At 55.7% G+C, this 24,204-nt stretch carries 22 protein-coding genes and 3 tRNA genes (1 of these 25 running past the window's edge); 24 read left to right on the top strand and 1 reads right to left on the bottom strand.

The annotated features are described in order from the left end of the window. Positions 1-19: 19 nt before the first annotated feature. Both murB and birA read left to right on the top strand, forming a co-directional pair. Positions 20-1,057 (top strand): UDP-N-acetylmuramate dehydrogenase, encoded by a 1,038-nt coding sequence (gene murB, locus ACTG2T_RS07920; RefSeq protein ID WP_330125158.1) that lies wholly within the window; start codon positions 20-22, stop codon positions 1,055-1,057. Continuing rightward, positions 1,054-2,019, top strand: a complete 966-nt coding sequence (gene birA / locus ACTG2T_RS07915; protein ID WP_330125159.1) for a bifunctional biotin--[acetyl-CoA-carboxylase] ligase/biotin operon repressor BirA — start codon at positions 1,054-1,056, stop codon at positions 2,017-2,019. The genes murB and birA overlap by 4 nt, the downstream gene beginning before the upstream one ends. 80 nt (positions 2,020-2,099) lie before the next feature. On the opposite strand, the gene coaA is transcribed toward birA, so the two are convergent. Next, positions 2,100-3,038, bottom strand: coding sequence for a type I pantothenate kinase (coaA, locus tag ACTG2T_RS07910; protein WP_005339877.1), 939 nt, complete (start codon positions 3,036-3,038; stop codon positions 2,100-2,102). 263 nt (positions 3,039-3,301) lie between these two features. Here coaA and ACTG2T_RS07905 point away from each other — a divergent pair. The 22 genes from ACTG2T_RS07905 to gmhB form a co-directional block, all read left to right on the top strand. Then, a tRNA-Tyr gene (locus tag ACTG2T_RS07905) sits at positions 3,302-3,386 on the top strand. Between the two features lie 38 nt (positions 3,387-3,424). After that, positions 3,425-3,499: transfer RNA gene (locus ACTG2T_RS07900), tRNA-Gly, on the top strand. 168 nt (positions 3,500-3,667) lie between these two features. Continuing rightward, positions 3,668-4,852, top strand: coding sequence for an elongation factor Tu (tuf, locus tag ACTG2T_RS07895; protein WP_005339879.1), 1,185 nt, complete (start codon positions 3,668-3,670; stop codon positions 4,850-4,852). A gap of 53 nt (positions 4,853-4,905) precedes the next feature. Further along, a tRNA-Trp gene (locus tag ACTG2T_RS07890) sits at positions 4,906-4,982 on the top strand. Between the two features lie 60 nt (positions 4,983-5,042). Continuing rightward, a complete protein-coding gene (gene secE / locus ACTG2T_RS07885; RefSeq protein WP_005306322.1) occupies positions 5,043-5,414 on the top strand; it encodes a preprotein translocase subunit SecE in 372 nt (123 codons plus the stop codon). 9 nt (positions 5,415-5,423) lie between these two features. Next, positions 5,424-5,975: a transcription termination/antitermination protein NusG gene (gene nusG / locus ACTG2T_RS07880; RefSeq protein WP_005306318.1), complete on the top strand. Its 552-nt coding sequence runs from the start codon at positions 5,424-5,426 to the stop codon at positions 5,973-5,975. A 134-nt stretch (positions 5,976-6,109) separates the two neighbouring features. After that, positions 6,110-6,538 (top strand): 50S ribosomal protein L11, encoded by a 429-nt coding sequence (gene rplK, locus ACTG2T_RS07875; RefSeq protein ID WP_005339887.1) that lies wholly within the window; start codon positions 6,110-6,112, stop codon positions 6,536-6,538. Positions 6,539-6,542: 4 nt separating this feature from the next. After that, positions 6,543-7,244, top strand: a complete 702-nt coding sequence (gene rplA / locus ACTG2T_RS07870) for a 50S ribosomal protein L1 (RefSeq protein WP_005339888.1) — start codon at positions 6,543-6,545, stop codon at positions 7,242-7,244. 256 nt (positions 7,245-7,500) lie between these two features. Further along, on the top strand, positions 7,501-8,001 hold the full coding sequence (gene rplJ, locus ACTG2T_RS07865; protein WP_005339895.1) for a 50S ribosomal protein L10: 501 nt from the start codon (positions 7,501-7,503) through the stop codon (positions 7,999-8,001). 51 nt (positions 8,002-8,052) lie between these two features. Next, on the top strand, positions 8,053-8,418 hold the full coding sequence (gene rplL / locus ACTG2T_RS07860) for a 50S ribosomal protein L7/L12 (RefSeq protein ID WP_005306304.1): 366 nt from the start codon (positions 8,053-8,055) through the stop codon (positions 8,416-8,418). Between the two features lie 224 nt (positions 8,419-8,642). Beyond that, entirely contained in the window at positions 8,643-12,671 is a 4,029-nt protein-coding gene (gene rpoB / locus ACTG2T_RS07855; RefSeq protein WP_005339897.1) for a DNA-directed RNA polymerase subunit beta, read from the top strand. 91 nt (positions 12,672-12,762) lie between these two features. After that, entirely contained in the window at positions 12,763-17,067 is a 4,305-nt protein-coding gene (rpoC, locus tag ACTG2T_RS07850) for a DNA-directed RNA polymerase subunit beta' (RefSeq protein WP_204480386.1), read from the top strand. Positions 17,068-17,261: 194 nt separating this feature from the next. Further along, entirely contained in the window at positions 17,262-17,978 is a 717-nt protein-coding gene (locus ACTG2T_RS07845; RefSeq protein WP_005339902.1) for a helix-turn-helix transcriptional regulator, read from the top strand. 24 nt (positions 17,979-18,002) lie between these two features. Beyond that, the gene (locus ACTG2T_RS07840; protein WP_005339904.1) at positions 18,003-18,383 is read left to right on the top strand and encodes a RidA family protein; all 381 of its coding nucleotides are present in this window, start codon (positions 18,003-18,005) and stop codon (positions 18,381-18,383) included. Positions 18,384-18,467: 84 nt separating this feature from the next. Then, positions 18,468-18,860 (top strand): sulfurtransferase complex subunit TusD, encoded by a 393-nt coding sequence (gene tusD / locus ACTG2T_RS07835; protein ID WP_127008737.1) that lies wholly within the window; start codon positions 18,468-18,470, stop codon positions 18,858-18,860. An 8-nt stretch (positions 18,861-18,868) separates the two neighbouring features. Next, positions 18,869-19,228, top strand: coding sequence for a sulfurtransferase complex subunit TusC (gene tusC / locus ACTG2T_RS07830; protein WP_005341830.1), 360 nt, complete (start codon positions 18,869-18,871; stop codon positions 19,226-19,228). 7 nt (positions 19,229-19,235) lie between these two features. Further along, complete coding sequence (gene tusB / locus ACTG2T_RS07825; RefSeq protein ID WP_058056195.1) at positions 19,236-19,514, top strand: sulfurtransferase complex subunit TusB; 279 nt, start codon at positions 19,236-19,238, stop codon at positions 19,512-19,514. 182 nt (positions 19,515-19,696) lie between these two features. Further along, a complete protein-coding gene (gene rpsL / locus ACTG2T_RS07820) occupies positions 19,697-20,071 on the top strand; it encodes a 30S ribosomal protein S12 (protein WP_005306278.1) in 375 nt (124 codons plus the stop codon). 93 nt (positions 20,072-20,164) lie between these two features. Beyond that, on the top strand, positions 20,165-20,635 hold the full coding sequence (gene rpsG / locus ACTG2T_RS07815) for a 30S ribosomal protein S7 (protein ID WP_005339911.1): 471 nt from the start codon (positions 20,165-20,167) through the stop codon (positions 20,633-20,635). 75 nt (positions 20,636-20,710) lie between these two features. Then, a complete protein-coding gene (gene fusA, locus ACTG2T_RS07810) occupies positions 20,711-22,816 on the top strand; it encodes an elongation factor G (protein ID WP_005339913.1) in 2,106 nt (701 codons plus the stop codon). A 54-nt stretch (positions 22,817-22,870) separates the two neighbouring features. Continuing rightward, on the top strand, positions 22,871-24,055 hold the full coding sequence (tuf, locus tag ACTG2T_RS07805) for an elongation factor Tu (protein ID WP_005339879.1): 1,185 nt from the start codon (positions 22,871-22,873) through the stop codon (positions 24,053-24,055). A 113-nt stretch (positions 24,056-24,168) separates the two neighbouring features. Further along, positions 24,169-24,204, top strand: partial view of a D-glycero-beta-D-manno-heptose 1,7-bisphosphate 7-phosphatase gene (gmhB, locus tag ACTG2T_RS07800; RefSeq protein ID WP_005356377.1) — the start only. 507 nt of this gene lie beyond the right edge of the window; only the first 36 of its 543 coding nucleotides appear in the window; it begins with the start codon at positions 24,169-24,171; its stop codon lies beyond the right edge, outside the window.

Genomic DNA, 24,204 nt, shown 5'->3' with positions numbered 1-24,204 from the left:
ACCAAGCCGGGATAGACCGATGAAACTGAATGCCAACGCCTCCTTGTTGAAGCTCAACACCCTTGCCCTCGATGCGTACTGCCTCTGGCTGGCCGAGGTAGAGCAGGTTGCCGATCTGGCAACCCTGCGTGCCGATCCGCAGCTCAACCAGTTGCCTCGCCTCAATCTGGGCGGCGGCAGCAACATGCTCTTCACCACCGATTTTCTCGGTCTGGTGGTGCTCAACCGGCTCAAGGGGATTACCGCTGAAGATGGTGGTGATCACTGGTTGCTCCATGTGGCGGCTGGTGAAGATTGGCATCAGCTGGTGCGCCATACCTTGCAACAGGGCTGGTTCGGGCTGGAGAATCTGGCGCTCATTCCCGGCACGGTCGGTGCGGCGCCGGTGCAGAACATCGGTGCCTATGGCGTTGAGCTGGCCGACTTCTGTTCCTATGTCGAGGCGTTCAACTGGCAGAGTGGCGAGATTGAACGGATCGCGGCGGCAGAGTGCCGCTTCGGTTATCGCGACAGCATCTTCAAACACGAGTATCAGGATTCCCACCTGATCACCGCCGTCGGGCTCAAACTGCCCAAGGCGTGGCAACCGGTGCTGGGCTATGGCCCGCTGGCAGCGCTCGGTGACGCGCCTTCGGCGCAGGTCATCTTCGATACCGTCTGTGCCACCCGCATGGCCAAGCTGCCGGATCCCTCCGTACTCGGCAATGCCGGCAGCTTCTTCAAAAATCCGGTGGTGCCTGCCGCGCTGGCGGAGTCGCTCAAGTCGCGCTACCCGCAGATGCCCTGCTATCCGGCTGGAGAAGGGCAGGCCAAGCTGGCGGCGGGCTGGCTCATCGATCAGTGCGGTCTGAAAGGTTTCGCCATTGGCCGTGCTGCTGTTCATCAGGAGCAGGCGCTGGTGCTGGTCAATCTGGGGGACGCCAGTGCCATGGAGCTGATCGCGCTGGCGGCTCATGTCCGCGACAGCGTGGAGCAGACGTTTGGCGTGGTGTTGGAGCACGAGGTGCGTTTTATGGGTGCGCACGGTGAAACCTGGCTCGACGAGGTGCTCTCATGACGTTGACTCCCATCAGACAGACTCTGATCACTCTGCTCAGCGACGGCCAGTTTCACTCCGGCGAACAGCTGGGCGAGCAGCTCGGCATCAGCCGGGCGGCGGTGAGCAAACACATGGCGGCGCTTAAGGAGCTGGGGTTGGATCTCTTTAGCCTGACCGGCAAGGGCTACCGGTTGGCGGTACCGATGGCGCTCTATGATCAGGCTACCTTGCACGCACTGGCCCCGATGGCGCCGGTGCACTGTTTTCCGGTCATTGGCTCGACCAATCAACACCTGTTGGATCGGGTCAATGAGCTGCGCTCCGGCGAGAGCTGTCTTGCCGAGTGTCAGACAGCCGGGCGCGGTCGTCGTGGCAAACCCTGGATTTCGCCGTTTGGTTGCCAGCTGATCCTCAGCATGTACTGGCGACTCGAACAAGGCATGGCAGCGGCCATGGGGCTCAGTCTGGCGGTCGGCGTGGCAGTGGTTGAAGCGCTGGAGTCCCTTGGCTATCAAGGCGTCGAGCTCAAGTGGCCGAACGACCTCTACTATCAGGGTCGCAAGCTGGCGGGAATACTGGTGGAGATGAGCGGTAGCGCCGGTGCCAGTTGTCATCTGGTGATCGGCATCGGTCTCAATCTGGCGATGCCTGCCCGCGAGGGGGAGAAGATCGATCAGGCCTGGGCCGAGCTGCGCCACATCAATCCCGAGCTGGTCGATCGCAATCAGTTGGCGGCCCGGATGATCGTCCATCTGCAGCGGGCGCTGCACACCTTTGAGCAACAGGGGCTGGCAAGCTTTGTCGATGACTGGAACCGGCTCGATCACTTTGCCGGTCGCCCGGTGCGCCTGCTGATGGGGGATCAGGAGATCCGCGGCATCGCTCGTGGCATCGACGATCGCGGCGCCCTGCGACTGGAGACAGGTGAAGGGATCAAATTCTATCTGGGGGGCGAGCTCTCCCTGCGCCGGGGCGACTGAGGGCCAGCAAGGCCGCTCATGATGCCAAATAGAAGAGGGGGCCTGCGGGCCCCCTCTTCGTTATCCGGCAATAGCTGTCATCATTTGCGCAGCTTGATCTGCTCGATGGCGTGCTCATGGCCCTTGGTCATAATCAGGTTGGCACGCTCACGCGTTGGCAGGATATTTTCTTGCAAATTCAGATAGTTGATATCTTGCCAGATGTTGCTGGCGATCTGGGTCGCCTCACTCTCCGCCAGCTTGGCGTAGTTATGGAAGTAGGAGTCGGGATCCGAGAAGGCGCCGCTGCGGAATTTCAGGAAGCGTTCGATATACCAGGTACGCAGCAGTTCGGCATCGGCATCCACATAGATGGAGAAGTCGACGAAGTCCGACACGAAGACCCGATGGGGCTCCTGAGGGTAGTCCATGCCGCTTTGCAGCACATTGAGCCCTTCCAGGATCAGAATGTCCGGCTGCTCCACCACCTTTTTCTCATCGGGAATGATGTCGTAGATAAGGTGGGAATAAACCGGCGCTTCGACCTTCTCGTGACCGGCGCGGATATTGGCGACAAATTCCACCAGATGGCGGATGTCGTAGGATTCCGGGAACCCCTTGCGGCGCATCAGGCCGCGCTCTTCCAGTACCTTGTTGGGATAGAGGAAGCCGTCGGTGGTGACCAGCTCCACCCGCGGGTGTTCCGGCCAGCGCTCCAGCAGGGCCTGCAGAATACGGGCCGTGGTACTTTTGCCCCCCGCCACGCTGCCGGCAATGCTGATAATATAGGTGCCCTTGCCGCGGGACTGGCCGAGGAACTGCTCCAGCACCCGGCTGCGACGCTGTTTGGCCTTGACATAGAGATTGAGCAGGCGGGAGAGAGGCAGATAGATCTCTTCCACTTCCCGCAATGACACCTTCTCGTTGATCCCGCGCAGGGTCTGCAGATCGTGTTCGGTCAGGGTCAGGGGGACCGAATCGCGCAATAACGCCCATTGTTCGCGGGTGAATTGCAGATAGGGGTTATGCTCTGTCGTCATGGTGTCATCACTGTTTCTTGGGCACGGCGACCATACACCAAGGGTGGGGGAGCGACAAGGGACGCAGCAGGATTGGCTTGTTTGCCCCCGCTTTTTTGCAAACTTCCCAGCAATAAAGCATATTTTGCCGGGTTCAATGGTTGCATCCCCCAAAACCTTACAATAAAATGCGCGACGCTTGACTGTCTGTCGTCTATTTGCCGTGCAAAAGCGATAAACACAACGGGTGCAAGCAGAATTACCGTTGTGACAATCTGGCGTCTGGAGGGGTTCCCGAGCGGCCAAAGGGATCAGACTGTAAATCTGACGGCTCTGCCTTCGAAGGTTCGAATCCTTCTCCCTCCACCATATTTCTCTGCGGTTTGAGTTCTTTGGGTTAGAGAAATGCGGGCATCGTATAATGGCTATTACCTCAGCCTTCCAAGCTGATGATGCGGGTTCGATTCCCGCTGCCCGCTCCAAGATGCTGATATGGCTCAGGCGTTAGCAGAGCCGCACCCTAGGGTGAGTTCGGCAAGCGAACCAGCCATCAGTACCTCTCTCTTTCCCACCAGATTCAAATCCATCATATAAACTGTTCTGTGGTTAGCTTGCCACCGCGTACTCAGCGTTAGTTTAGAGGGACGATCATGTCTAAAGAAAAATTTGAGCGTAATAAACCGCACGTTAACGTGGGTACCATCGGCCACGTTGACCACGGTAAAACCACCCTGACTGCAGCTATCACCAACGTGCTGGCCAAGCACTTCGGCGGTAAAGCTTTCGCCTTCGACCAGATCGACAAGGCACCGGAAGAGCGTGAGCGTGGTATCACCATCAACACCTCCCACGTAGAATACGACACTGCTACCCGTCACTACGCCCACGTAGATTGCCCGGGTCACGCCGACTACGTTAAAAACATGATCACCGGTGCTGCCCAGATGGACGGCGCGATCCTGGTAGTAGCAGCGACTGACGGCCCGATGCCGCAGACTCGTGAGCACATCCTGCTGGGTCGTCAGGTTGGTATCCCGTACATGATCGTGTTCATGAACAAGTGTGACATGGTTGATGACGAAGAGCTGCTCGAACTGGTTGAGATGGAAGTTCGTGAACTGCTGACCGAGTACGACTTCCCGGGTGATGACCTGCCGGTAGTTCGTGGTTCCGCACTGAAAGCGCTGGAAGGCGACGCTCAGTGGGAAGAGAAGATCATCGAGCTGGCTGGCCACCTGGATACCTATATCCCGGAGCCGGAGCGCGCGATTGACCAGCCGTTCCTGATGCCTATCGAAGACGTATTCTCTATCGCTGGCCGTGGTACCGTAGTTACCGGTCGTGTAGAGCGCGGTATCGTTAAAGTAGGTGAGACCGTAGAAATCGTTGGTATCAAAGATACCGTTTCTACCACCTGCACCGGTGTTGAAATGTTCCGCAAACTGCTGGACGAAGGTCGTGCAGGCGAGAACATCGGCGCGCTGCTGCGTGGTGTTAAGCGTGAAGACGTAGAGCGTGGTCAGGTACTGGCCAAACCGGGTTCTATCAAGCCGCACACCAAGTTCGAATCTGAAGTGTACGTGCTGTCCAAAGAAGAAGGTGGTCGTCATACCCCGTTCTTCAAAGGCTACCGTCCGCAGTTCTACTTCCGTACTACCGACGTGACCGGTACCATCGAACTGCCGGAAGGCGTAGAGATGGTAATGCCGGGCGACAACATCAAAATGGTTGTTACCCTGATTGCTCCGATCGCGATGGACGACGGCCTGCGTTTCGCTATCCGTGAAGGTGGCCGTACCGTAGGTGCCGGTGTTGTAGCCAGCGTAATCGCTTAATCTTTGGCTTACATAAATAAAGCAAAGCCCCTATAATAGGGGCTTTCTTGTGTAGGGGCGTAGTTCGAATTGGTAGAACAGCGGTCTCCAAAACCGATGGTTGCGGGTTCGAGTCCTGCCGCCCCTGCCATATACCTCGTCTCGTACGGGGCTTTTGTGTCTTTGGTTACGTCAGATACAGGTGGGTTGTATGAGTGTTAGTTCTGAGAGCCAGGGCGGAAGCAAGGATACCCTGCTTTGGGGCCTGGTTTTCATTATCCTGGCGGCCGCTGTAGTGGGTAATTACCTGCTCAACGATGTTGTCGCTGCCGTCCGCGCCTTGGGTGTGGTCGTTGTCATTGCTGCTGCTGGTGCAGTAGCCCTGCAAACCACCAAGGGAAAGGCAACACTGGCATTCGCCCGTGAGTCTCGCCTGGAAGTCCGCAAGGTCGTATGGCCGACCCGTCAGGAAGCCATTCAGACAACCCTGATTGTGCTGGCGGTGACCGCCGTGATGGGGCTGCTGCTGTTCGTTCTGGACGGTGCCTTGGTCTGGTTGGTCAACCTGATTACCGGTGTGTAAGGATAAGCCATGACTGAACAACGTGAACAACGTATGAGATGGTATGTCGTGCAGGCTTTTTCCGGCTATGAAGGCCGTGTAGCCAAGTCCCTGCGTGAACATATCAAGATGCATGGCATGGAAGACATGTTCGGTGAAGTACTGGTCCCGACCGAAGAAGTGGTCGAGATGCGTGCTGGCCAGAAGCGCAAGAGTGAGCGCAAGTTTTTCCCGGGTTATGTCCTGGTCCAGATGATCATGGATGAAACCACATGGCACCTGGTGCGTAACGTACCACGTGTAATGGGCTTCATCGGCGGTACCTCCGACCGTCCGGCACCGATCTCCGACAAAGAGGCCGATGCCATCCTGAACCGTCTGCAGGATGCCCACGACAAGCCGCGTCCGAAAACCCTGTTTGAACCGGGTGAAATGGTGCGGGTTGCTGATGGTCCGTTTGCCGACTTCAACGGTACCGTTGAAGAGGTCGATTATGAGAAGAGCCGCGTGAAGGTCTCTGTACTGATCTTCGGTCGTTCTACTCCTGTTGAACTGGATTTTGGTCAGGTCGAAAAGGGCTGATTGAATTCTGTACGTTTAACGGTTGTCAGGGGCAGCGAATATCTCTATAATTCGCTGCCCCTTTATTAGTTGGGGAGCCGTTTGCAGGAGCAAGTCTCCGAGGCGCTAGAACCCATTTTTGAGGTATTTTCCTAATGGCTAAGAAAGTCACAGCTTATATCAAGCTGCAGGTTGCTGCTGGTGCAGCCAACCCGTCTCCTCCCGTTGGTCCTGCACTGGGTCAACACGGTGTTAACATCATGGAATTCTGTAAGGCGTTCAACGCTCGTACAGAGAAGCTGGAAAAAGGTTCACCGACTCCGGTCGTGATCACCGTTTACAGCGACCGTTCCTTCACCTTCGAAACCAAGACTCCGCCTGCTTCCTTCCTGCTGAAGAAAGCTGCTGGCATCAAGTCTGGTTCTTCCAAGCCGAACAAAGACAAGGTTGGTAAGGTGACCGTTGCCCAGCTGCAAGAAATCGCCAAGACCAAAGAGCCGGATATGACTGGTGCCGATCTGGATGCAAAAGTACGTTGCATCGCAGGCTCCGCTCGTTCCATGGGTCTGGTAGTGGAGGATTAAGACAATGGCTAAACTTTCCAAGCGTATGCGCGTTATTCGCGAAAAAGTTGACGGTACCAAAGAGTACTCCATCAACGAAGCCATTGCCCTGCTGAAAGAACTGGCTACCGCCAAGTTCGTTGAAAGCGTTGACGTTGCTGTCAACCTGGGTATCGACGCTCGTAAATCTGACCAGAACGTACGTGGTGCTACTGTACTGCCGCACGGTACCGGTCGTGATGTACGCGTTGCCGTATTTACCCAAGGTGCCAACGCCGAAGCAGCTAAAGCTGCCGGTGCTGACCTGGTAGGTATGGATGACCTGGCCGATCTGGTTAAGAAAGGCGAGATGAACTTCGACGTAGTTATCGCATCCCCGGATGCCATGCGCGTTGTTGGTCAACTGGGTCAAATCCTGGGCCCGCGCGGCCTGATGCCGAACCCGAAAGTTGGTACTGTAACTCCTAACGTTGCCGAAGCTGTCAAGAACGCCAAGGCTGGTCAGGTTCGTTACCGTAACGACAAGAATGGTATCATCCATACCACTCTGGGTAAGGTTTCTTTCAACGAAGTTCAGCTGAAAGAAAACTTGGAAGCTCTGCTGGTTGCCCTGAAAAAAGGCAAGCCCTCTTCCGCCAAAGGTCAATTCATCAAGAAAGTCAGCATCTCCACCACCATGGGTGCCGGTGTTGCCGTAGACCAAGCTTCTCTGGAAGCTCAGGCCTAATTGATGGGTTTTACAAGGCGCAAAATTTAATCTATAATTTTGCGCCTTGATTGGTTGGGGGTTTCGACCTCCGTCCAAGACCGCAGGAGGCTGCAAAGCCTTAATGTTTCCTGCGTAGACGGTGCCGGAAACCCAGCGAGAAAGATTCTTTCTCTTCTGGAATCCTGCTACCGCATCGTTCCCCTCTGTTGTAAAGGTAGGGGGGATGTGTCAGTACTGGGTCAATAGACCCGGATTCAATCCAGGAGTTAAGCCAATGGCATTGGGACTCGAAGACAAAAAGGCAATTGTTGCTGAAGTCAACGAAGCTGCCAAAGGCGCTCTTTCTGCAGTTGTTGCCGATTCTCGCGGTGTAACTGTAGACAAGATGACCGTCCTGCGTAAAACCGCTCGTGAAGCCGGTGTGTACATGCGCGTTGTGCGTAACACCCTGCTGCGTCGCGCGGTAGAAGGTACCGAATACGAGTGCCTGAACGACGCATTTACCGGTCCTACCTTGATTGCTTTCTCTAACGAACACCCGGGCGCTGCTGCTCGTCTGTTCAAAGAGTTTGCCAAAGCGAACCAAAAGTTCGAAATCAAGGCTGGCGCTTTTAACGGTGAGTTTATCGCCGCAGCACAAATTGATCGTCTGGCCACGCTGCCGACTTACGAAGAAGCAATTGCGAAGCTGATGGCGACTATGAAAGAAGCCTCTGCTGGCAAGCTGGTTCGTACTATCGCTGCTGTTCGCGACCAGAAACAAGCTGCTGCTTGATTCTCGCCTATTTAGGCTGTTTGAGTTTATTCAACATCAGGAATTTTTGTCATGTCTATCACTAAAGACCAAATCATCGAAGCCGTTGCTTCCATGTCCGTAATGGAAGTTGTTGAGCTGATCGAAGCTATGGAAGAGAAGTTCGGTGTTTCTGCCGCTGCTGCCGTAATGGCTGGCCCGGCTGCTGCTGAAGCAGTAGAAGAGAAGACCGAGTTCGACGTAGTTCTGACTGCTGCTGGCGCCAACAAAGTTGCCGTTATCAAAGCCGTTCGTGGCGCTACCGGTCTGGGCCTGAAAGAAGCCAAAGATCTGGTAGAAGCTGCTCCGGCTAACCTGAAGGAAGGCGTGTCCAAGGACGAAGCTGAAGCTCTGAAGAAAGAGCTGGAAGCTGCCGGTGCTTCTGTTGAGATCAAATAATCTGCATTTATGTAGATTAGCCTGATAAAACAGGCTAGGGCTGGTGAATTTTTGTTCACCAGCCTTTTTGCGCTGTAGACTGAGAGCATTTCACACCGTTTACGACTCTCGGTGCACCAGCAATCCGGACTGTCTTCTTTCGTCCGGGCCAACACAAAACGGTGTTGAGACAGAGCTGTCCCGCGGGACAGAGTGGGTCACTTATCAGCGAGCTGAGGAACCCTATGGTTTACTCTTATACCGAAAAAAAACGCATTCGTAAGGACTTCGGTAAGCGAGACCAGGTACTGGACACGCCTTATCTGTTGTCCATTCAGCTGGACTCCTTCAAGCAGTTCATCGAGGCTGACCCGGAAGGTGAATATGGCCTAGAGGCCGCTTTCCGTAGCGTTTTCCCGATCACCAGTTACTCCGGTAGTGCTGAGCTTCAGTATGTCAGCTATCGCCTGGGTGAGCCGGTATTTGACGTAAAAGAATGCCAGATCCGTGGAGTGACCTACTCCGCGCCGCTGCGTGTCAAGCTTCGTATGGTTCTGTACGACCGTGAAGCAGCTGCCGGCACCGTCAAAGACATCAAGGAACAAGAAGTATACATGGGCGAAATTCCGCTCATGACCGAGAACGGCACCTTTGTTATCAATGGTACCGAGCGGGTTATCGTCTCCCAGCTGCACCGCAGCCCGGGCGTCTTCTTCGACCACGATAAAGGCAAAACTCATTCATCCGGTAAGGTACTGTATAACGCTCGCGTTATCCCCTACCGTGGCTCCTGGCTAGACTTCGAGTTCGATGCGAAAGACAACCTGTTTGTCCGTATCGACCGTCGTCGCAAACTGCCAGCATCCATTATTCTGCGCGCCCTGGACTTCACTTCCGAACAAATCCTGGCCACCTTCTTCGAGACCATCGGTTTTGAAGTAAAAGATGGCAAGTTGATGATGGATCTGGTGCCGGAGCGTCTGCGTGGTGAAACTGCGACCTTTGACATCGTGGCCAATGGCGCCGTGGTGGTTGAGACCGGTCGTCGTGTGACTGCGCGTCACATCCGTCAGTTGGAAAAAGACGCCGTTACCCAGATTGAGGTACCGGTTGAGTATGTTGTTGGCAAAGTTGCTGCCAAGGACTACGCACATCCGCAAACTGGCGAGATGGTCGTGACCGCCAACCAGGCGCTGAGCCTGGAAGCGATCGCCAACCTGTCCCAAGCCGGCTTCAAGCATTTCGAGGTTCTGTTCACCAACGAACTGGATCACGGTGCCTACATGTCCGAGACCCTGCGTGTCGACTCCAGCTCCAACCGTTTGGAAGCGCTGGTCGAGATCTATCGCATGATGCGTCCGGGCGAGCCGCCTACTCGCGAAGCTGCAGAACAGCTGTTCGAAAACCTGTTCTTCTCCGCCGAGCGTTACGACCTGTCTACCGTAGGTCGGATGAAGTTCAACCGCCGTCTGGGTCGTGAAGACGAGACTGGCGCTGGTGTACTGACCAAAGACGACATCGTCGATGTGATGAAGCGCCTGATCGACATCCGTAACGGTAACGACGAAGTGGATGATATCGACCACTTGGGTAACCGTCGTATTCGTTCTGTCGGTGAAATGGCTGAAAACCAGTTCCGCGTCGGTCTGGTGCGTGTCGAGCGTGCGGTCAAGGAGCGTCTCTCCCTGGGCGACCTGGACACCCTGATGCCGCAGGATCTGATCAACGCCAAGCCGATCTCCGCCGCAGTCAAAGAGTTCTTTGGTTCCAGCCAGCTGTCCCAGTTTATGGACCAGAACAACCCGCTCTCCGAAGTGACCCACAAGCGTCGTATCTCCGCGCTGGGCCCGGGCGGTTTGACTCGTGAGCGTGCCGGCTTTGAAGTCCGAGACGTACACCCGACTCACTACGGTCGTCTGTGCCCTATCGAGACTCCTGAAGGTCCGAACATCGGTCTGATCAACTCTCTGTCCGTGTACTCTCGTACCAACGAGTACGGTTTCCTCGAGACCCCGTACCGTAAGGTCATTGACGGTGTGATCACCGACGAAGTGGACTACCTGTCTGCTATTGAAGAAGGCAAGTACGTGATCGCACAGGCTAACGCCGCGACCACCGAAGATGGCCGTCTGAAAGATGAATTGATCCCGTGCCGTCACAAAGGTGAATCCACCTTTATGAACGCCGACCAGATCCAGTATATGGACGTGAGCCCGCAGCAGATCGTATCTGTGGCAGCCGCTCTGATCCCGTTCCTGGAACACGATGACGCGAACCGCGCATTGATGGGTTCAAACATGCAACGTCAGGCTGTACCGACTCTGCGTGCTGACAAGCCGCTGGTAGGTACCGGTATGGAACGCGCTGTGGCCGTTGACTCCGGTGTAACCGTAGTGGCCAAGCGTGGCGGCGTAATCGACTATGTCGATGCCTCCCGTATCGTCCTGAAGGTCAATGAAGATGAGCTGATGCCAGGCGAAGCCGGTATCGACATCTACAACCTGACCAAATACACCCGTTCCAACCAGAACACCTGTATCAACCAGCGTCCTTGCGTGATGTTGGGCGAGCCGGTCATGGCTGGCGACGTACTGGCTGACGGCCCGTCCACCGATCTGGGTGAACTGGCGCTGGGTCAGAACATGCGCGTCGCGTTCATGCCGTGGAACGGTTACAACTTCGAAGACTCGATCCTGGTGAACGAGCGTGTTGTTCAGGAAGATCGCCTGACCACCATCCATATCCAGGAACTGGCCTGTATCTCCCGTGACACCAAGCTGGGTCCGGAAGAGATCACTGCTGACATCCCGAACGTGGGTGAAGCCGCTCTGTCCAAACTGGACGAGTCCGGTATCGTCTACGTGGGTGCCGAAGTGAAGGGCGGCGACATTCTGGTCGGTAAGGTAACCCCGAAAGGTGAAACCCAGCTGACGCCGGAAGAGAAGCTGCTGCGCGCCATCTTCGGTGAGAAGGCGTCCGATGTGAAGGACTCCTCCCTGCGTGTACCGAACGGTGTGTACGGTACCGTGGTTGACGTGCAAGTCTTTACCCGCGATGGCGTGGAAAAAGACAAGCGCGCCAAAGAAATCGAAGAGATGCAGCTGAAGGAAGCGAAGAAGGACTTGACCGAAGAGTTCAAGATCCTGGAAGACGGCATTTTCGGCCGCTCCCGCAACCTGCTGCTGGCCGCCGGTTACAGCGAAGATCGTCTGAACAAGCTCGATCGCTCCAAGTGGTTTGAACTGGCCATCGAAGACGAAGGCAAGCAGACCGAACTGGAACAGATCGCTGAACAGCACGTTGAGCTGAAAGCCGAGTTCGACAAGAAATTCGAGAACAAGCGTCGCAAGATTATCCAGGGTGATGATCTGGCGCCGGGCGTACTGAAAATCGTCAAGGTTTATCTGGCAGTCAAGCGTCGCATCCAGCCGGGTGACAAGATGGCGGGCCGTCACGGTAACAAGGGTGTTATCTCCAAGATCTGTCCGGTCGAGGATATGCCTCATGACGAGTTCGGCCGTCCGGTCGACATCGTACTGAACCCGTTGGGCGTACCATCCCGTATGAACATCGGTCAGATCCTCGAAGTGCACCTGGGCCTTGCGGCCAAGGGTATCGGCGAGAAGATCGATCGCATGGTCAAAGAGCAGCGCGAGCTGCACGAGATGCGCAACTTCCTGCAACAGGTCTATGACCTGGGCGAGAAGGACACCCAGCAAGTGAACATCGCCGAACTGTCTGACGACGACGTACGTACCCTGGTGGGTAACCTGCGTAAGGGTCTGCCGGTTGCTACTCCAGTGTTTGATGGTGCCAAAGAGCGCGAAATCAAAGCCCTGCTGAAGCTGGCCGATCTGCCGGAATCCGGTCAGATTGATCTGTTCGATGGCCGTACCGGTAACCGCTTCGAGCGTAAAGTAACCGTTGGTTACATGTACATGCTGAAGCTGAACCACTTGGTCGACGACAAGATGCACGCGCGTTCTACCGGTTCTTACAGCCTGGTTACTCAGCAGCCGCTGGGTGGTAAGGCTCAGTTCGGTGGTCAGCGTTTCGGTGAGATGGAAGTGTGGGCCCTGGAGGCTTACGGTGCGGCATATACCCTGCAGGAAATGCTGACCGTCAAGTCTGACGATGTGAATGGCCGTACCAAGATGTATAAGAACATCGTGGATGGCGACCACCGTATGGAGCCGGGCATGCCCGAATCCTTCAACGTATTGCTGAAGGAAATCCGCTCTCTGGGTATCAACATCGAGCTGGACGAAGAGTAAGAGCTCGCTCTTATTGTTCGAGAATTGACGTGGGCGCCCCGCTGTTTTGGCAGCCGGGGCGCCGAGGTTAGACTCCTGACAGGGGAAACACGTGAAAGACTTACTCAAGTTTTTGAAGGCTCAGACCAAGACCGAAGAGTTTGACAGTATCAAGATCGGTCTGGCCTCTCCTGACATGATCCGCTCCTGGTCATTCGGTGAGGTCAAAAAGCCTGAGACCATCAACTACCGGACTTTCAAGCCGGAGCGTGATGGTCTGTTCTGCGCCCGTATCTTCGGACCGGTGAAGGACTACGAGTGTCTGTGCGGCAAGTACAAGCGCCTGAAACACCGTGGTGTGATCTGTGAGAAGTGCGGCGTTGAAGTGACCCAGACCAAGGTCCGTCGTGAGCGTATGGGCCATATCGAGCTGGCCAGCCCGACTGCCCACATCTGGTTCCTGAAGTCCCTGCCGTCCCGTATCGGTCTGCTGCTGGACATGACCCTGCGCGACATCGAGCGCGTGCTCTACTTCGAATCTTTCGTGGTAATCGAGCCGGGCATGACCAACCTCGAACGCAGCCAGATGCTCTCTGAAGAGCAGTACCTGGATGCGCTGGAAGAGTGGGGCGACGAATTTGACGCCAAGATGGGTGCCGAAGCAATCCTGGCATTGCTGCGCGCTATCGATCTGGAAGGTGAAGTCAAAACCATGCGTGAGGAGCTGGATCAAACCAACTCCGAGACCAAGCGCAAGAAGACCACCAAGCGTCTGAAGCTGATGGAAGCTTTCCTGCAGTCCGGCAACAAGCCGGAGTGGATGATCATGACAGTGCTGCCTGTGCTGCCGCCGGACCTGCGTCCGCTGGTACCGCTGGACGGCGGCCGTTTCGCGACTTCCGATCTGAACGATCTGTACCGTCGCGTGATCAACCGTAACAACCGCTTGAAGCGTCTGCTGGATCTGGCTGCTCCGGACATCATCGTGCGCAACGAAAAGCGTATGCTGCAAGAGTCCGTCGATGCGCTGCTGGATAACGGCCGTCGCGGTCGTGCCATCACCGGTTCCAACAAGCGCCCCCTGAAATCCCTGGCCGACATGATCAAGGGTAAGCAGGGTCGTTTCCGTCAGAACCTGCTCGGTAAGCGTGTCGACTACTCCGGTCGTTCCGTTATCACCGTAGGCCCGACTCTGCGTCTGCATCAGTGCGGTCTGCCGAAGAAGATGGCGCTGGAACTGTTCAAGCCGTTCATCTATGGCAAGCTGGAAACCCGCGGTCTGGCGACCACTATCAAGGCCGCCAAGAAGATGGTGGAGCGTGAGGAAGCTGTCGTTTGGGATATCCTGGACGAAGTGATCCGCGAACACCCGGTTCTGCTGAACCGTGCACCGACTCTGCACCGTCTGGGTATCCAGGCATTCGAACCGACTCTGGTCGAAGGCAAGGCAATCCAGCTGCACCCGCTGGTTTGTGCTGCGTATAACGCGGACTTCGATGGTGACCAGATGGCGGTCCACGTACCGCTGACCCTGGAAGCCCAGCTGGAAGCGCGTGCGCTGATGATGTCTACCAACAACATCCTGTCGCCTGCCTCCGGTGAGCCGATCATCGTTCCTTCTCAGGACGTGGTCTTGGGTCTGTACTACATGACCCGTGCCCGTATCAATGCGAAGGGTGAAGGTATGGTGCTGTCCGGCCCGAAAGAGGCCGAGAAAGTGTACCGTGCCGGTCTGGCCGATCTGCATGCTCGTGTGAAAGTACGCATTACCGAATACCTGCGTCAGGAAGACGGTTCTCTGCGTGAACACACCGAGATGAAGAACACCACCGTTGGTCGTGCGATCCTGAGCCTGATCCTGCCGAAAGGCATGGAATACGCCCTGATCGACGAGCCGAAGGTGCTGACTGCTGCCGAGCAGGCCGATCTGGACGCCAATCCGCAGAACTGGATCAAGTGCGTATCCAACAAGGCGCTGGGCAAAAAGCTCATCTCCCGTCTGCTGAACACCTGCTATCGCAAGCAGGGCCTGAAGGACACCGTTATCTTCGCTGACCAGCTGATGTATACCGGTTTCCACTACGCGGCCCTGTCCGGTGCTTCCGTTGGTATCGATGACATGGTCATCCCGGATGCCAAGAAAGACATCATCGCGGCAGCCGAAGCCGAAGTTGCCGAGATCCAGGACCAGTTCCTGTCCGGTCTGGTAACTGCGGGCGAGCGTTACAACAAGGTTATCGATATCTGGGCCAGCGCCAACGAGCGCGTCTCCAAGGCCATGATGGAGAACTTGTCCAAAGAGCGTAACGTCAACTCGCTGGGTGAAGAAGAAGAGCAGGCCTCGTTCAACAGCATCTTTATGATGGCCGACTCTGGTGCGCGTGGTTCCGCCGCCCAGATCCGTCAGCTGGCCGGTATGCGTGGCCTGATGGCCAAGCCGGATGGCTCCATCATCGAGACCCCGATCATCGCGAACTTCCGCGAAGGTCTGAACGTACTGCAGTACTTTATCTCTACCCACGGTGCTCGTAAGGGTCTGGCGGATACCGCACTGAAGACTGCGAACTCCGGTTACCTGACTCGTCGTCTGGTAGACGTGGCGCAAGACATGGTGATCACCGAGGACGATTGCGGCACTACTGACGGTCTGTGGATGACTCCGTTGATCGAGGGTGGCGACGTGGTCGAGCCGCTGCGTGAGCGCGTGCTGGGTCGTGTGGTGGCAGAAGATGTCATCAAGCCGGGTACCGAGGACGAGATCCTAGTTGCTCGCAACACCCTGCTCGACGAGCAGCTGTGTGACCTGCTGGAGCGTAACTCCGTTGACCGTGTGAAGGTACGTTCTGCCATCACCTGTGAAACTGACTTCGGTAACTGTGCTCACTGCTACGGCCGTGATCTGGCCCGTGGTCACCTGGTTAACAAGGGTGAGGCTGTCGGTGTTATCGCCGCCCAGTCCATCGGTGAACCGGGTACCCAGCTGACGATGCGTACGTTCCACATCGGTGGTGCTGCATCTCGTGCCGCTGCTGAAAGCAGCATCCAGGTCAAGAACACCGGTACCATCAAGCTGCAGAACGCCAAGTTCGTTCACAACAGCGATGACAAACTGGTTATCACCTCACGTTCTACCGAACTGACCATCATGGACGACATGGGCCGTACCAAGGAAAGCCACAAGCTGCCTTACGGTTCCGTGCTGGAAGTGAAGGATGGCCAGGCCGTGAGTGCTGGCGAGACCGTTGCCAACTGGGATCCGCACACCCACCCGATCATCACCGAAGTGGCAGGTCGCCTGCAGTTCGAACACATGATCGATGGCGTGACCATCACTCGTCAGACCGACGAGCTGACCGGTCTCTCTTCTATCGTTGTTCTGGACGTCAACGAGCGTCCGAGCGCCGGTAAAGAGATGCGTCCAACCGTTAAACTGGTCGACCTGAACGGCAAAGACGTGATGATCCCGGGTACCGATGTAGCTGCCCAGTACTTCCTGCCGGGCAAGGCGATCGTGAACCTGGAAGATGGTGCCAACGTGGGCGTGGGTGACGCGGTAGCGCGTATCCCGCAAGAGTCCGGCGGTACCAAGGACATCACCGGTGGTCTGCCGCGCGTTGCGGATCTGTTCGAAGCACGTCAACCGAAGGAACCGGCAATTCTGGCCGAGATCTCCGGTACCATCTCCTTCGGGAAAGAGACCAAGGGCAAACGCCGTCTGGTCATCACCCCGACCGATGGTGGCAACGTCTACGAAGAGATGATTCCGAAGTGGCGTAACCTGAACGTGTTCGAAGGTGAAAAAGTTGAGAAGGGTGAAGTGCTGGCGGACGGTCCTGAGTCTGCTCACGACATCCTGCGTCTGCGCGGTATCAGCCCGGTCGCCAACTACATCGCCAACGAAGTGCAGGACGTTTACCGTCTGCAAGGCGTTAAGATCAACGACAAGCACATCGAAGTCATCGTTCGTCAGATGCTGCGCAAGTGCGAGATCCTGAGCGCTGGCGATACCGATCTGATCGAAGGCGAACAGGTTGAAGTGGCTCGTGTGAAGATTGCCAACCGTAAGCTGGTTGCCGAGGGCAAGACCCCTGCGACCTACCGTCATGTACTGATGGGTATTACCAAGGCATCTCTGAGCACCGAGTCCTTCATCTCCGCGGCTTCCTTCCAGGAAACCACTCGCGTTCTGACCGAAGCCGCCGTAGGTGGCAAGCGTGATGAACTGCGTGGTCTGAAAGAGAACGTCATCGTGGGTCGTCTGATCCCGGCTGGTACCGGCTTTGCCTACCACCATAGCCGGATCAACCAGCGTGCCGCCGCAGCTCGTGCTGTTGGTACCCCGCAGGTGACCGCTGATGAAGCGGAGCAGAACCTGGCGGATCTGCTGAACGCAGCCGGTAGCTTCGACGAAGAGTAACTCGTCATCCGTGATTGAAAAGGGCTCCTTCAAGGAGCCCTTTTTGTTGGCCAATTCCTCGGCAAAGGTAGACGCAGCGCGGGTTTCAGGATGATCCAGAGCAAAGTTGTAGAGTAAAAAATCAAAAAAAGTTGACTTTACTCCCCTGCAATTTAAAACTCGGGAAAGTTGAATGGTTATTACAGGGGTAGAACATGACTGTCGGTATCGAGGAAGCCATGCTTCCCGAAGAACAGCTGATCAGCCGCACTTTTACAGATGAAGACAGGGAATTGTTGCGCTCATACGATGGGCTCATCGATGGCTTGGCCGAGCTGTTCGGCAAGCATTGTGAAGTGGTACTCCACTCCCTGGAAAATCTGCACGAGTCGGTGATCAAGATCGCCAACGGCTTCAATACCGGACGCACCCTCGGGGCGCCCATCACCGATCTCGCCCTGCGCATGCTCAAGGATATCGAGAGCACCGGCCAGGATTACACCCAGAGCTATTTCGCTCGCAGCCGTACCGGCGCGCTGATGAAGTCGAGCACCATCGCCATTCGCAACAGCGAGCGGCAAGTAGTGGGGCTTATCTGCATCAACCTGCACATCAATGCGCCTTTCCACGAGTTCGTGGCCGAATTTTTCCCGACGCCCCAGCAGGCGGCGCGCCAGTCACCAGAGACTTTCGCCAACAGCGTGGAAGAGCTGGTTGCCCAGACGGTGGATAACACCATCGACGAGATCAATCGCGATCCCACCGTGGCCAACAATGCCAAGAACCGCTTCATCGTGACCCAGCTGTTCGAGAAGGGCATTTTCGACATCAAGGATTCGATCAATCTGGTGGCGGACAAACTCAATATTTCAAAACATACCGTTTATCTTTACATCCGACAGCGCAAGCAGGGTGAAGACGAGAACGAGTAACTCATTCCAGAAGGGGATAGATGAATGGCTAAAGAAGTGATTGCAACCGACAAGGCGCCTGCCGCGATTGGTCCGTATGTTCAGGCTACCAAGGTTGGCGAGATGATCTTCACCTCCGGGCAGATCCCGCTCGATCCTGCCACCATGGAGATCGTGGCCGGCGGCATCGAAGAGCAGGCCGAACGGGTGATGAAGAATCTGGTTGCCGTGTTGCACGCTGCCGGTGCCGATGCCAGCAAAGTGGTCAAGACCACCTGCTTCCTGAGCGACATGAACAACTTCGTTGCCTTCAACCAGGTCTATGCCCGCTACTTTGGCGATGCGGCGCCAGCCCGCTCCTGCGTGGAGGTGGCTCGTCTGCCGAAAGATGTGCTGGTCGAGGTCGAGGCGATTGCCCATCTCTGATCAACAGATCGAATCAAGCCCCTCCTGGCAGGGGCTTTTTTGTTTTTGGCGTAAAATGGACCGGGTCAGCACAGGAGTCCTGCTATGAGTCTGAGTTTTGCCATCCTGGTCACGGGGCCTGCCTATGGCACCCAATCGGCCAGCACAGCCTATCGTTTTGCCCGCACCCTGTTGGCGCAGGGGCATACCTTGTCCCACCTGTTCTTCTATCAGGACGGGGTCTGCAACGGCAACGGTTTGCATCTGCCTGCATCCGATGAGACTGACCTGGTGCGTCTGTGGCGAGAGCTGGCGAAAGAGCAGGGGATCCGTATCGACGTCTGCGTCGCCGCTGCCATGCGACGCGGTGTGCTCGATGAACAGGAAGCCAAGGGGGCAGGGCAGGTACACTTCAATCTGCAACCGCCATTTTGTCTGAGCGGTCTGGGCCAGTTGGCCGAGGCGGCGCTCACCGCCGATCGACTGGTTCAGTTTTAGGGGGAGTCATGAGCAAGAAAATCGCCTTTATCTGCAGTCGTGGCCCCCATGGCCATGCCGCCGGCCGGGAAGGACTGGATGCCTTGTTGGCCACCTCGGCCATGACCGATGAGCTGGCCCTCTTCCTGATTGGGGACGGCGTGCTGCAGCTGCTCAAGGAACAGCAGCCTGCCGCCATTTTGCAGCGCCACTACGCCCCCACCTTCAAAATGCTGGAACTCTACGACATCGAAGAGGTCTATGTTTGTGCTGACTCGCTGGCAGAGCGTGGCGTGACAGTGGATGATCTGCTGATCCCCGTCGAGAGTCTGCCGCGCCAGGAACTGGCTCGGCGCTGGGCACAGTGTTCGACTCACATCAGCTTTTGAGGTCTCCATGTTGCATCTGATATTGAACTCCCCCTTTCAGAGTCAGGCTCTGGCAGAGGCGCTCTCATACCTTCAGCCCGAGGATGAGCTGGTACTGATGCAGGATGCCGTGATTGCGGCATCGGCTCCCCAGTGGAGCGCGCGGCTGGCGGGTATCCCGCTTTATGTGATGCAGGAAGATCTGCAAGCTCGCGGTTTGCAGCATCGGGTGGGCAATGTGCTCGATATGGCGGATCTGGTGGCACTGATTGCGCAAAAAGGTTCCCCGCGCACCTGGGGTGGCTGAGCAGCATATTTTCAAGAAAATTCAAGGCGATGTCGTGAAAGCAAACGGATCCGAATTGCCCTTTTGTGACGCAAATTGTATAAATCTTGACTCCCCAGACAACAGGGCATAAAATTTCGCGTCCCCGTATCTGCGGGGAGGATTTTCCACACGTTTATGAAGTCATTATCAGGAGCCTTTTGATGGCAACTATTAACCAGTTGGTTCGCAAGCCACGCATCAAGCTCGTTGTGAAAAGCAACGTGCCGGCGCTGGAAGCGTGCCCTCAGAAGCGTGGCGTATGCACTCGTGTATATACCACCACCCCGAAGAAGCCTAACTCTGCACTGCGTAAAGTGTGCCGTGTACGTCTGACCAACGGCTTCGAAGTCACCTCCTACATCGGCGGTGAAGGTCACAACCTGCAAGAGCACTCTGTTGTTCTGATCCGTGGCGGTCGTGTAAAAGACTTGCCAGGTGTTCGTTATCACACCGTTCGTGGTGCGTTGGACTGTGCCGGTGTTAAAGACCGTAAGCAGGCTCGCTCCAAGTATGGCGTGAAGCGTCCTAAAGCTTAATGGTTCTCCGTTAAGTAAGGCCAAACGTTAATTCGTTTCTAGTTAGATAGCTTTCTAGTTTTGGGTAATCCCTGAAGTTACGGAGAATTTGAAATGCCAAGACGTCGTGTTGTTGGTCAGCGTAAAATCCTGCCAGATCCCAAGTTCGGATCAGAGCTGCTGGCTAAATTTGTCAACGTAGTAATGGTTGACGGTAAGAAATCTGTTGCAGAGGCCATTGTTTATGGCGCCCTGGACATCATTGCCACCAAATCTGGCAAAGAGCACCTGGCCGTATTCGAAGAAGCTCTGGATAACATTCGTCCGGCGGTCGAGGTTAAATCTCGTCGCGTCGGTGGTGCAACCTATCAGGTGCCGGTAGAAGTTCGTCCGGTACGTCGCAATGCCCTGGCAATGCGCTGGTTGGTTGATGCCGCTCGTAAACGTGGTGAAAAATCAATGGCTCAGCGTCTGGCTGGCGAGCTGCTGGATGCCGCTGACAATAAGGGTTCGTCTGTCAAGAAACGTGAAGACGTTCACCGTATGGCTGAAGCGAACAAAGCCTTCGCTCACTTCCGCTGGTAATCCGCTTGCGCAGGGTCTTTTGACTCTGCGCACCTTTAATTATCTAGGGACAAGCGCCTTAGTAAGAGGATGACAATGGCTCGTACAACCCCCATTGAGCGTTATCGTAACATCGGTATCTCCGCTCACATTGACGCCGGTAAGACTACTACTACCGAGCGCGTACTGTTTTACACCGGTGTAAGTCACAAGATCGGTGAAGTTCACGATGGCGCTGCCACCATGGACTGGATGGAACAGGAACAAGAGCGTGGTATCACCATCACCTCCGCCGCGACCACCGCTTTCTGGTCCGGTATGGGTAAACAGTTCCAACCGCACCGTATCAACATCATCGATACCCCGGGCCACGTTGACTTTACTATCGAAGTAGAGCGTTCAATGCGTGTTCTGGACGGTGCCGTGATGGTGTACTGTGCCGTAGGTGGCGTACAGCCACAGTCTGAAACCGTATGGCGTCAGGCTAACAAGTACAAGGTTCCCCGTATCGCGTTCGTCAACAAGATGGACCGTACCGGCGCCAACTTCCTGCGCTGCGTTGAGCACATCAAGACCCGTCTGAAAGGTACTCCGGTTCCCCTTCAGCTGAACATCGGCGCCGAAGAGAACTTCAAGGGCGTTGTTGACCTGGTCAAGATGAAAGCCATCAACTGGAATGAAGCTGATCAGGGCGTCTCCTTCGATTACGAAGACGTCCCGGCCGAGTTGCTGGAACAGGCGCAAGAAATGCGCATGAATCTGGTTGAAGCCGCTGCTGAAGCGTCTGAAGACCTGATGGAAAAATACCTGGGCGGCGAAGAGCTGACCGAGGAAGAGATCAAAGGTGCTCTGCGTCAGCGCGTGCTGAACAACGAAATCATCCTGGTAACCTGTGGCTCCGCGTTCAAGAACAAGGGCGTACAGGCAATGCTGGATGCCGTGATCGAGTACCTGCCGGCTCCGACCGACGTTGCTGCTATCGACGGCCTGAAAATGGACGGCGAGACCAAAGACGAGCGTCACGCTTCTGATGACGAGCCGTTCTCTGCTCTGGCGTTCAAGATCGCTACCGACCCGTTCGTTGGTAACCTGACCTTCTTCCGTGTCTACTCTGGCGTGATCAACTCCGGTGACACCGTGCTGAACTCCGTCAAGGACAAGCGCGAGCGTTTTGGCCGTATCGTTCAGATGCATGCCAACAAGCGTGAAGAGATCAAAGAAGTACGCGCTGGTGACATCGCTGCTGCCATCGGTCTGAAAGACGTGACCACTGGTGACACCCTGTGTGACCCGAACGCACCGATCATCCTCGAGCGTATGGAATTCCCGGAGCCGGTAATTTCTATCGCGGTTGAGCCGAAAACCAAGGCTGACCAGGAGAAGATGGGTCTGGCACTGGGCCGTCTGGCTCAGGAAGATCCGTCCTTCCGCGTATGGACTGACGAAGAGTCAGGTCAAACCATCATCGCTGGTATGGGTGAGCTGCACCTGGACATCATCGTTGACCGTATGCGTCGCGAGTTCAAGGTTGAAGCCAACGTAGGTAAGCCGCAGGTTGCCTACCGTGAAACCATCCGTACCACCGTTAAAGACATCGAAGGCAAGCATGCCAAGCAGTCTGGTGGTCGCGGTCAGTACGGTCATGTTGTTATCGACATGTACCCGCTGGAAGAAGGCAAAGCCTACGAATTCGTCAACGACATCAAAGGTGGTGTCATTCCTGGTGAATTCATCCCGGGTGTTGATAAAGGTATCCGTGAGCAGCTCAAATCTGGTCCGCTGGCTGGTTACCCGGTTATGGATCTGGGTGTGCGTCTGCACTTCGGTTCTTACCACGATGTCGACTCTTCCGAACTGGCGTTCAAAATCGCTGCTTCCATGGCCTTTAAGGCTGGCTTCATGAAAGCCAACCCGGTTCTGCTCGAACCGATCATGAAAGTAGAAGTTGAAACTCCGGAAGATTACATGGGCGACGTTATCGGTGACCTGAACCGTCGTCGTGGCCTGATCGAAGGTATGGAAGATGGCCCGTCCGGCAAGATCGTACGTGCTCTGGTGCCGCTGGCCGAAATGTTCGGTTACGCAACTGCACTGCGTTCCGCTACCCAGGGTCGTGCTTCCTACGCCATGGAATTCGCCAAGTATCACGATGCACCGACCAACGTTGCACAAGCCGTGATCGAAGAGCGCAAATCCAAGTAATTTAAGATTCCCCGCCTACGACGGTAGGCGGGTTTAACCTAGAAGGACTACGTCGTGTCTAAAGAAAAATTTGAGCGTAATAAACCGCACGTAAACGTCGGCACCATCGGCCACGTTGACCACGGTAAAACCACCCTGACTGCAGCTATCACCAACGTGCTGGCCAAGCACTTCGGTGGTAAAGCTTTCGCCTTCGACCAGATCGACAAGGCACCGGAAGAGCGTGAGCGTGGTATCACCATCAACACCTCCCACGTAGAATACGACACTGCTACCCGTCACTACGCCCACGTAGATTGCCCGGGTCACGCCGACTACGTTAAAAACATGATCACCGGTGCTGCCCAGATGGACGGCGCGATCCTGGTAGTAGCAGCGACTGACGGCCCGATGCCGCAGACTCGTGAGCACATCCTGCTGGGTCGTCAGGTTGGTATCCCGTACATGATCGTGTTCATGAACAAGTGTGACATGGTTGATGACGAAGAGCTGCTCGAACTGGTAGAGATGGAAGTTCGTGAACTGCTGACCGAGTACGACTTCCCGGGTGATGACCTGCCGGTAGTTCGTGGTTCCGCGCTGAAAGCGCTGGAAGGCGACGCTCAGTGGGAAGAGAAGATCATCGAGCTGGCTGGCCACCTGGATACCTACATCCCGGAGCCGGAGCGCGCGATTGACCAGCCGTTCCTGATGCCTATCGAAGACGTATTCTCTATCGCTGGCCGTGGTACCGTAGTTACCGGTCGTGTAGAGCGCGGTATCGTTAAAGTAGGTGAGACTGTAGAAATCGTTGGTATCAAAGATACCGTTTCTACCACCTGCACCGGTGTTGAAATGTTCCGTAAGCTGCTGGACGAAGGTCGTGCAGGCGAGAACATCGGCGCGCTGCTGCGTGGTGTTAAGCGTGAAGACGTAGAGCGTGGTCAGGTACTGGCCAAGCCGGGTTCTATCAAGCCGCACACCAAGTTCGAATCTGAAGTGTACGTACTGTCCAAAGAAGAAGGTGGTCGTCATACCCCGTTCTTCAAAGGCTACCGTCCGCAGTTCTACTTCCGTACAACCGACGTGACCGGTACCATCGAACTGCCGGAAGGCGTAGAGATGGTAATGCCGGGCGACAACATCAAGATGGTTGTTACCCTGATTGCTCCGATCGCAATGGACGACGGCCTGCGTTTCGCTATCCGTGAAGGTGGCCGTACCGTAGGTGCTGGTGTTGTAGCTAGCGTAATCGCCTAATCGATTCGTTATATACAAACATGAAAAGGGGTGGCTTCGGCCACCCCTTTTATTTTTGGGGCTATTTATGGCCTGTGAGATACTGGGCAAAACCATTTATAGAGGTAGTTTCCGTGAGCAACCCCGCCATTTTTCTGGATCGTGACGGT

Origin of the sequence: Aeromonas sp. 75A (genome assembly GCF_051919425.1) — a bacterium.
Lineage (GTDB): Bacteria > Pseudomonadota > Gammaproteobacteria > Enterobacterales > Aeromonadaceae > Aeromonas > Aeromonas veronii.
The sequence above is the reverse complement of the archived record's forward strand: the minus strand, read 5'-3'. Positions and strand labels throughout refer to the sequence as shown.

What these genes read in the sequence shown, in the direction of transcription:
- murB (WP_330125158.1), top strand. Translation starts at nt 20, where the DNA reads ATGAAACTGAATGCCAACGCCTCCTTGTTGAAGCTCAACACCCTTGCC.
- birA (WP_330125159.1), top strand. Translation starts at nt 1,054, where the DNA reads ATGACGTTGACTCCCATCAGACAGACTCTGATCACTCTGCTCAGCGAC.
- coaA (WP_005339877.1), bottom strand. Translation starts at nt 3,038, where the DNA reads ATGACGACAGAGCATAACCCCTATCTGCAATTCACCCGCGAACAATGG.
- tuf (WP_005339879.1), top strand. Translation starts at nt 3,668, where the DNA reads ATGTCTAAAGAAAAATTTGAGCGTAATAAACCGCACGTTAACGTGGGT.
- secE (WP_005306322.1), top strand. Translation starts at nt 5,043, where the DNA reads ATGAGTGTTAGTTCTGAGAGCCAGGGCGGAAGCAAGGATACCCTGCTT.
- nusG (WP_005306318.1), top strand. Translation starts at nt 5,424, where the DNA reads ATGACTGAACAACGTGAACAACGTATGAGATGGTATGTCGTGCAGGCT.
- rplK (WP_005339887.1), top strand. Translation starts at nt 6,110, where the DNA reads ATGGCTAAGAAAGTCACAGCTTATATCAAGCTGCAGGTTGCTGCTGGT.
- rplA (WP_005339888.1), top strand. Translation starts at nt 6,543, where the DNA reads ATGGCTAAACTTTCCAAGCGTATGCGCGTTATTCGCGAAAAAGTTGAC.
- rplJ (WP_005339895.1), top strand. Translation starts at nt 7,501, where the DNA reads ATGGCATTGGGACTCGAAGACAAAAAGGCAATTGTTGCTGAAGTCAAC.
- rplL (WP_005306304.1), top strand. Translation starts at nt 8,053, where the DNA reads ATGTCTATCACTAAAGACCAAATCATCGAAGCCGTTGCTTCCATGTCC.
- rpoB (WP_005339897.1), top strand. Translation starts at nt 8,643, where the DNA reads ATGGTTTACTCTTATACCGAAAAAAAACGCATTCGTAAGGACTTCGGT.
- ACTG2T_RS07845 (WP_005339902.1), top strand. Translation starts at nt 17,262, where the DNA reads ATGACTGTCGGTATCGAGGAAGCCATGCTTCCCGAAGAACAGCTGATC.
- ACTG2T_RS07840 (WP_005339904.1), top strand. Translation starts at nt 18,003, where the DNA reads ATGGCTAAAGAAGTGATTGCAACCGACAAGGCGCCTGCCGCGATTGGT.
- tusD (WP_127008737.1), top strand. Translation starts at nt 18,468, where the DNA reads ATGAGTCTGAGTTTTGCCATCCTGGTCACGGGGCCTGCCTATGGCACC.
- tusC (WP_005341830.1), top strand. Translation starts at nt 18,869, where the DNA reads ATGAGCAAGAAAATCGCCTTTATCTGCAGTCGTGGCCCCCATGGCCAT.
- tusB (WP_058056195.1), top strand. Translation starts at nt 19,236, where the DNA reads ATGTTGCATCTGATATTGAACTCCCCCTTTCAGAGTCAGGCTCTGGCA.
- rpsL (WP_005306278.1), top strand. Translation starts at nt 19,697, where the DNA reads ATGGCAACTATTAACCAGTTGGTTCGCAAGCCACGCATCAAGCTCGTT.
- rpsG (WP_005339911.1), top strand. Translation starts at nt 20,165, where the DNA reads ATGCCAAGACGTCGTGTTGTTGGTCAGCGTAAAATCCTGCCAGATCCC.
- fusA (WP_005339913.1), top strand. Translation starts at nt 20,711, where the DNA reads ATGGCTCGTACAACCCCCATTGAGCGTTATCGTAACATCGGTATCTCC.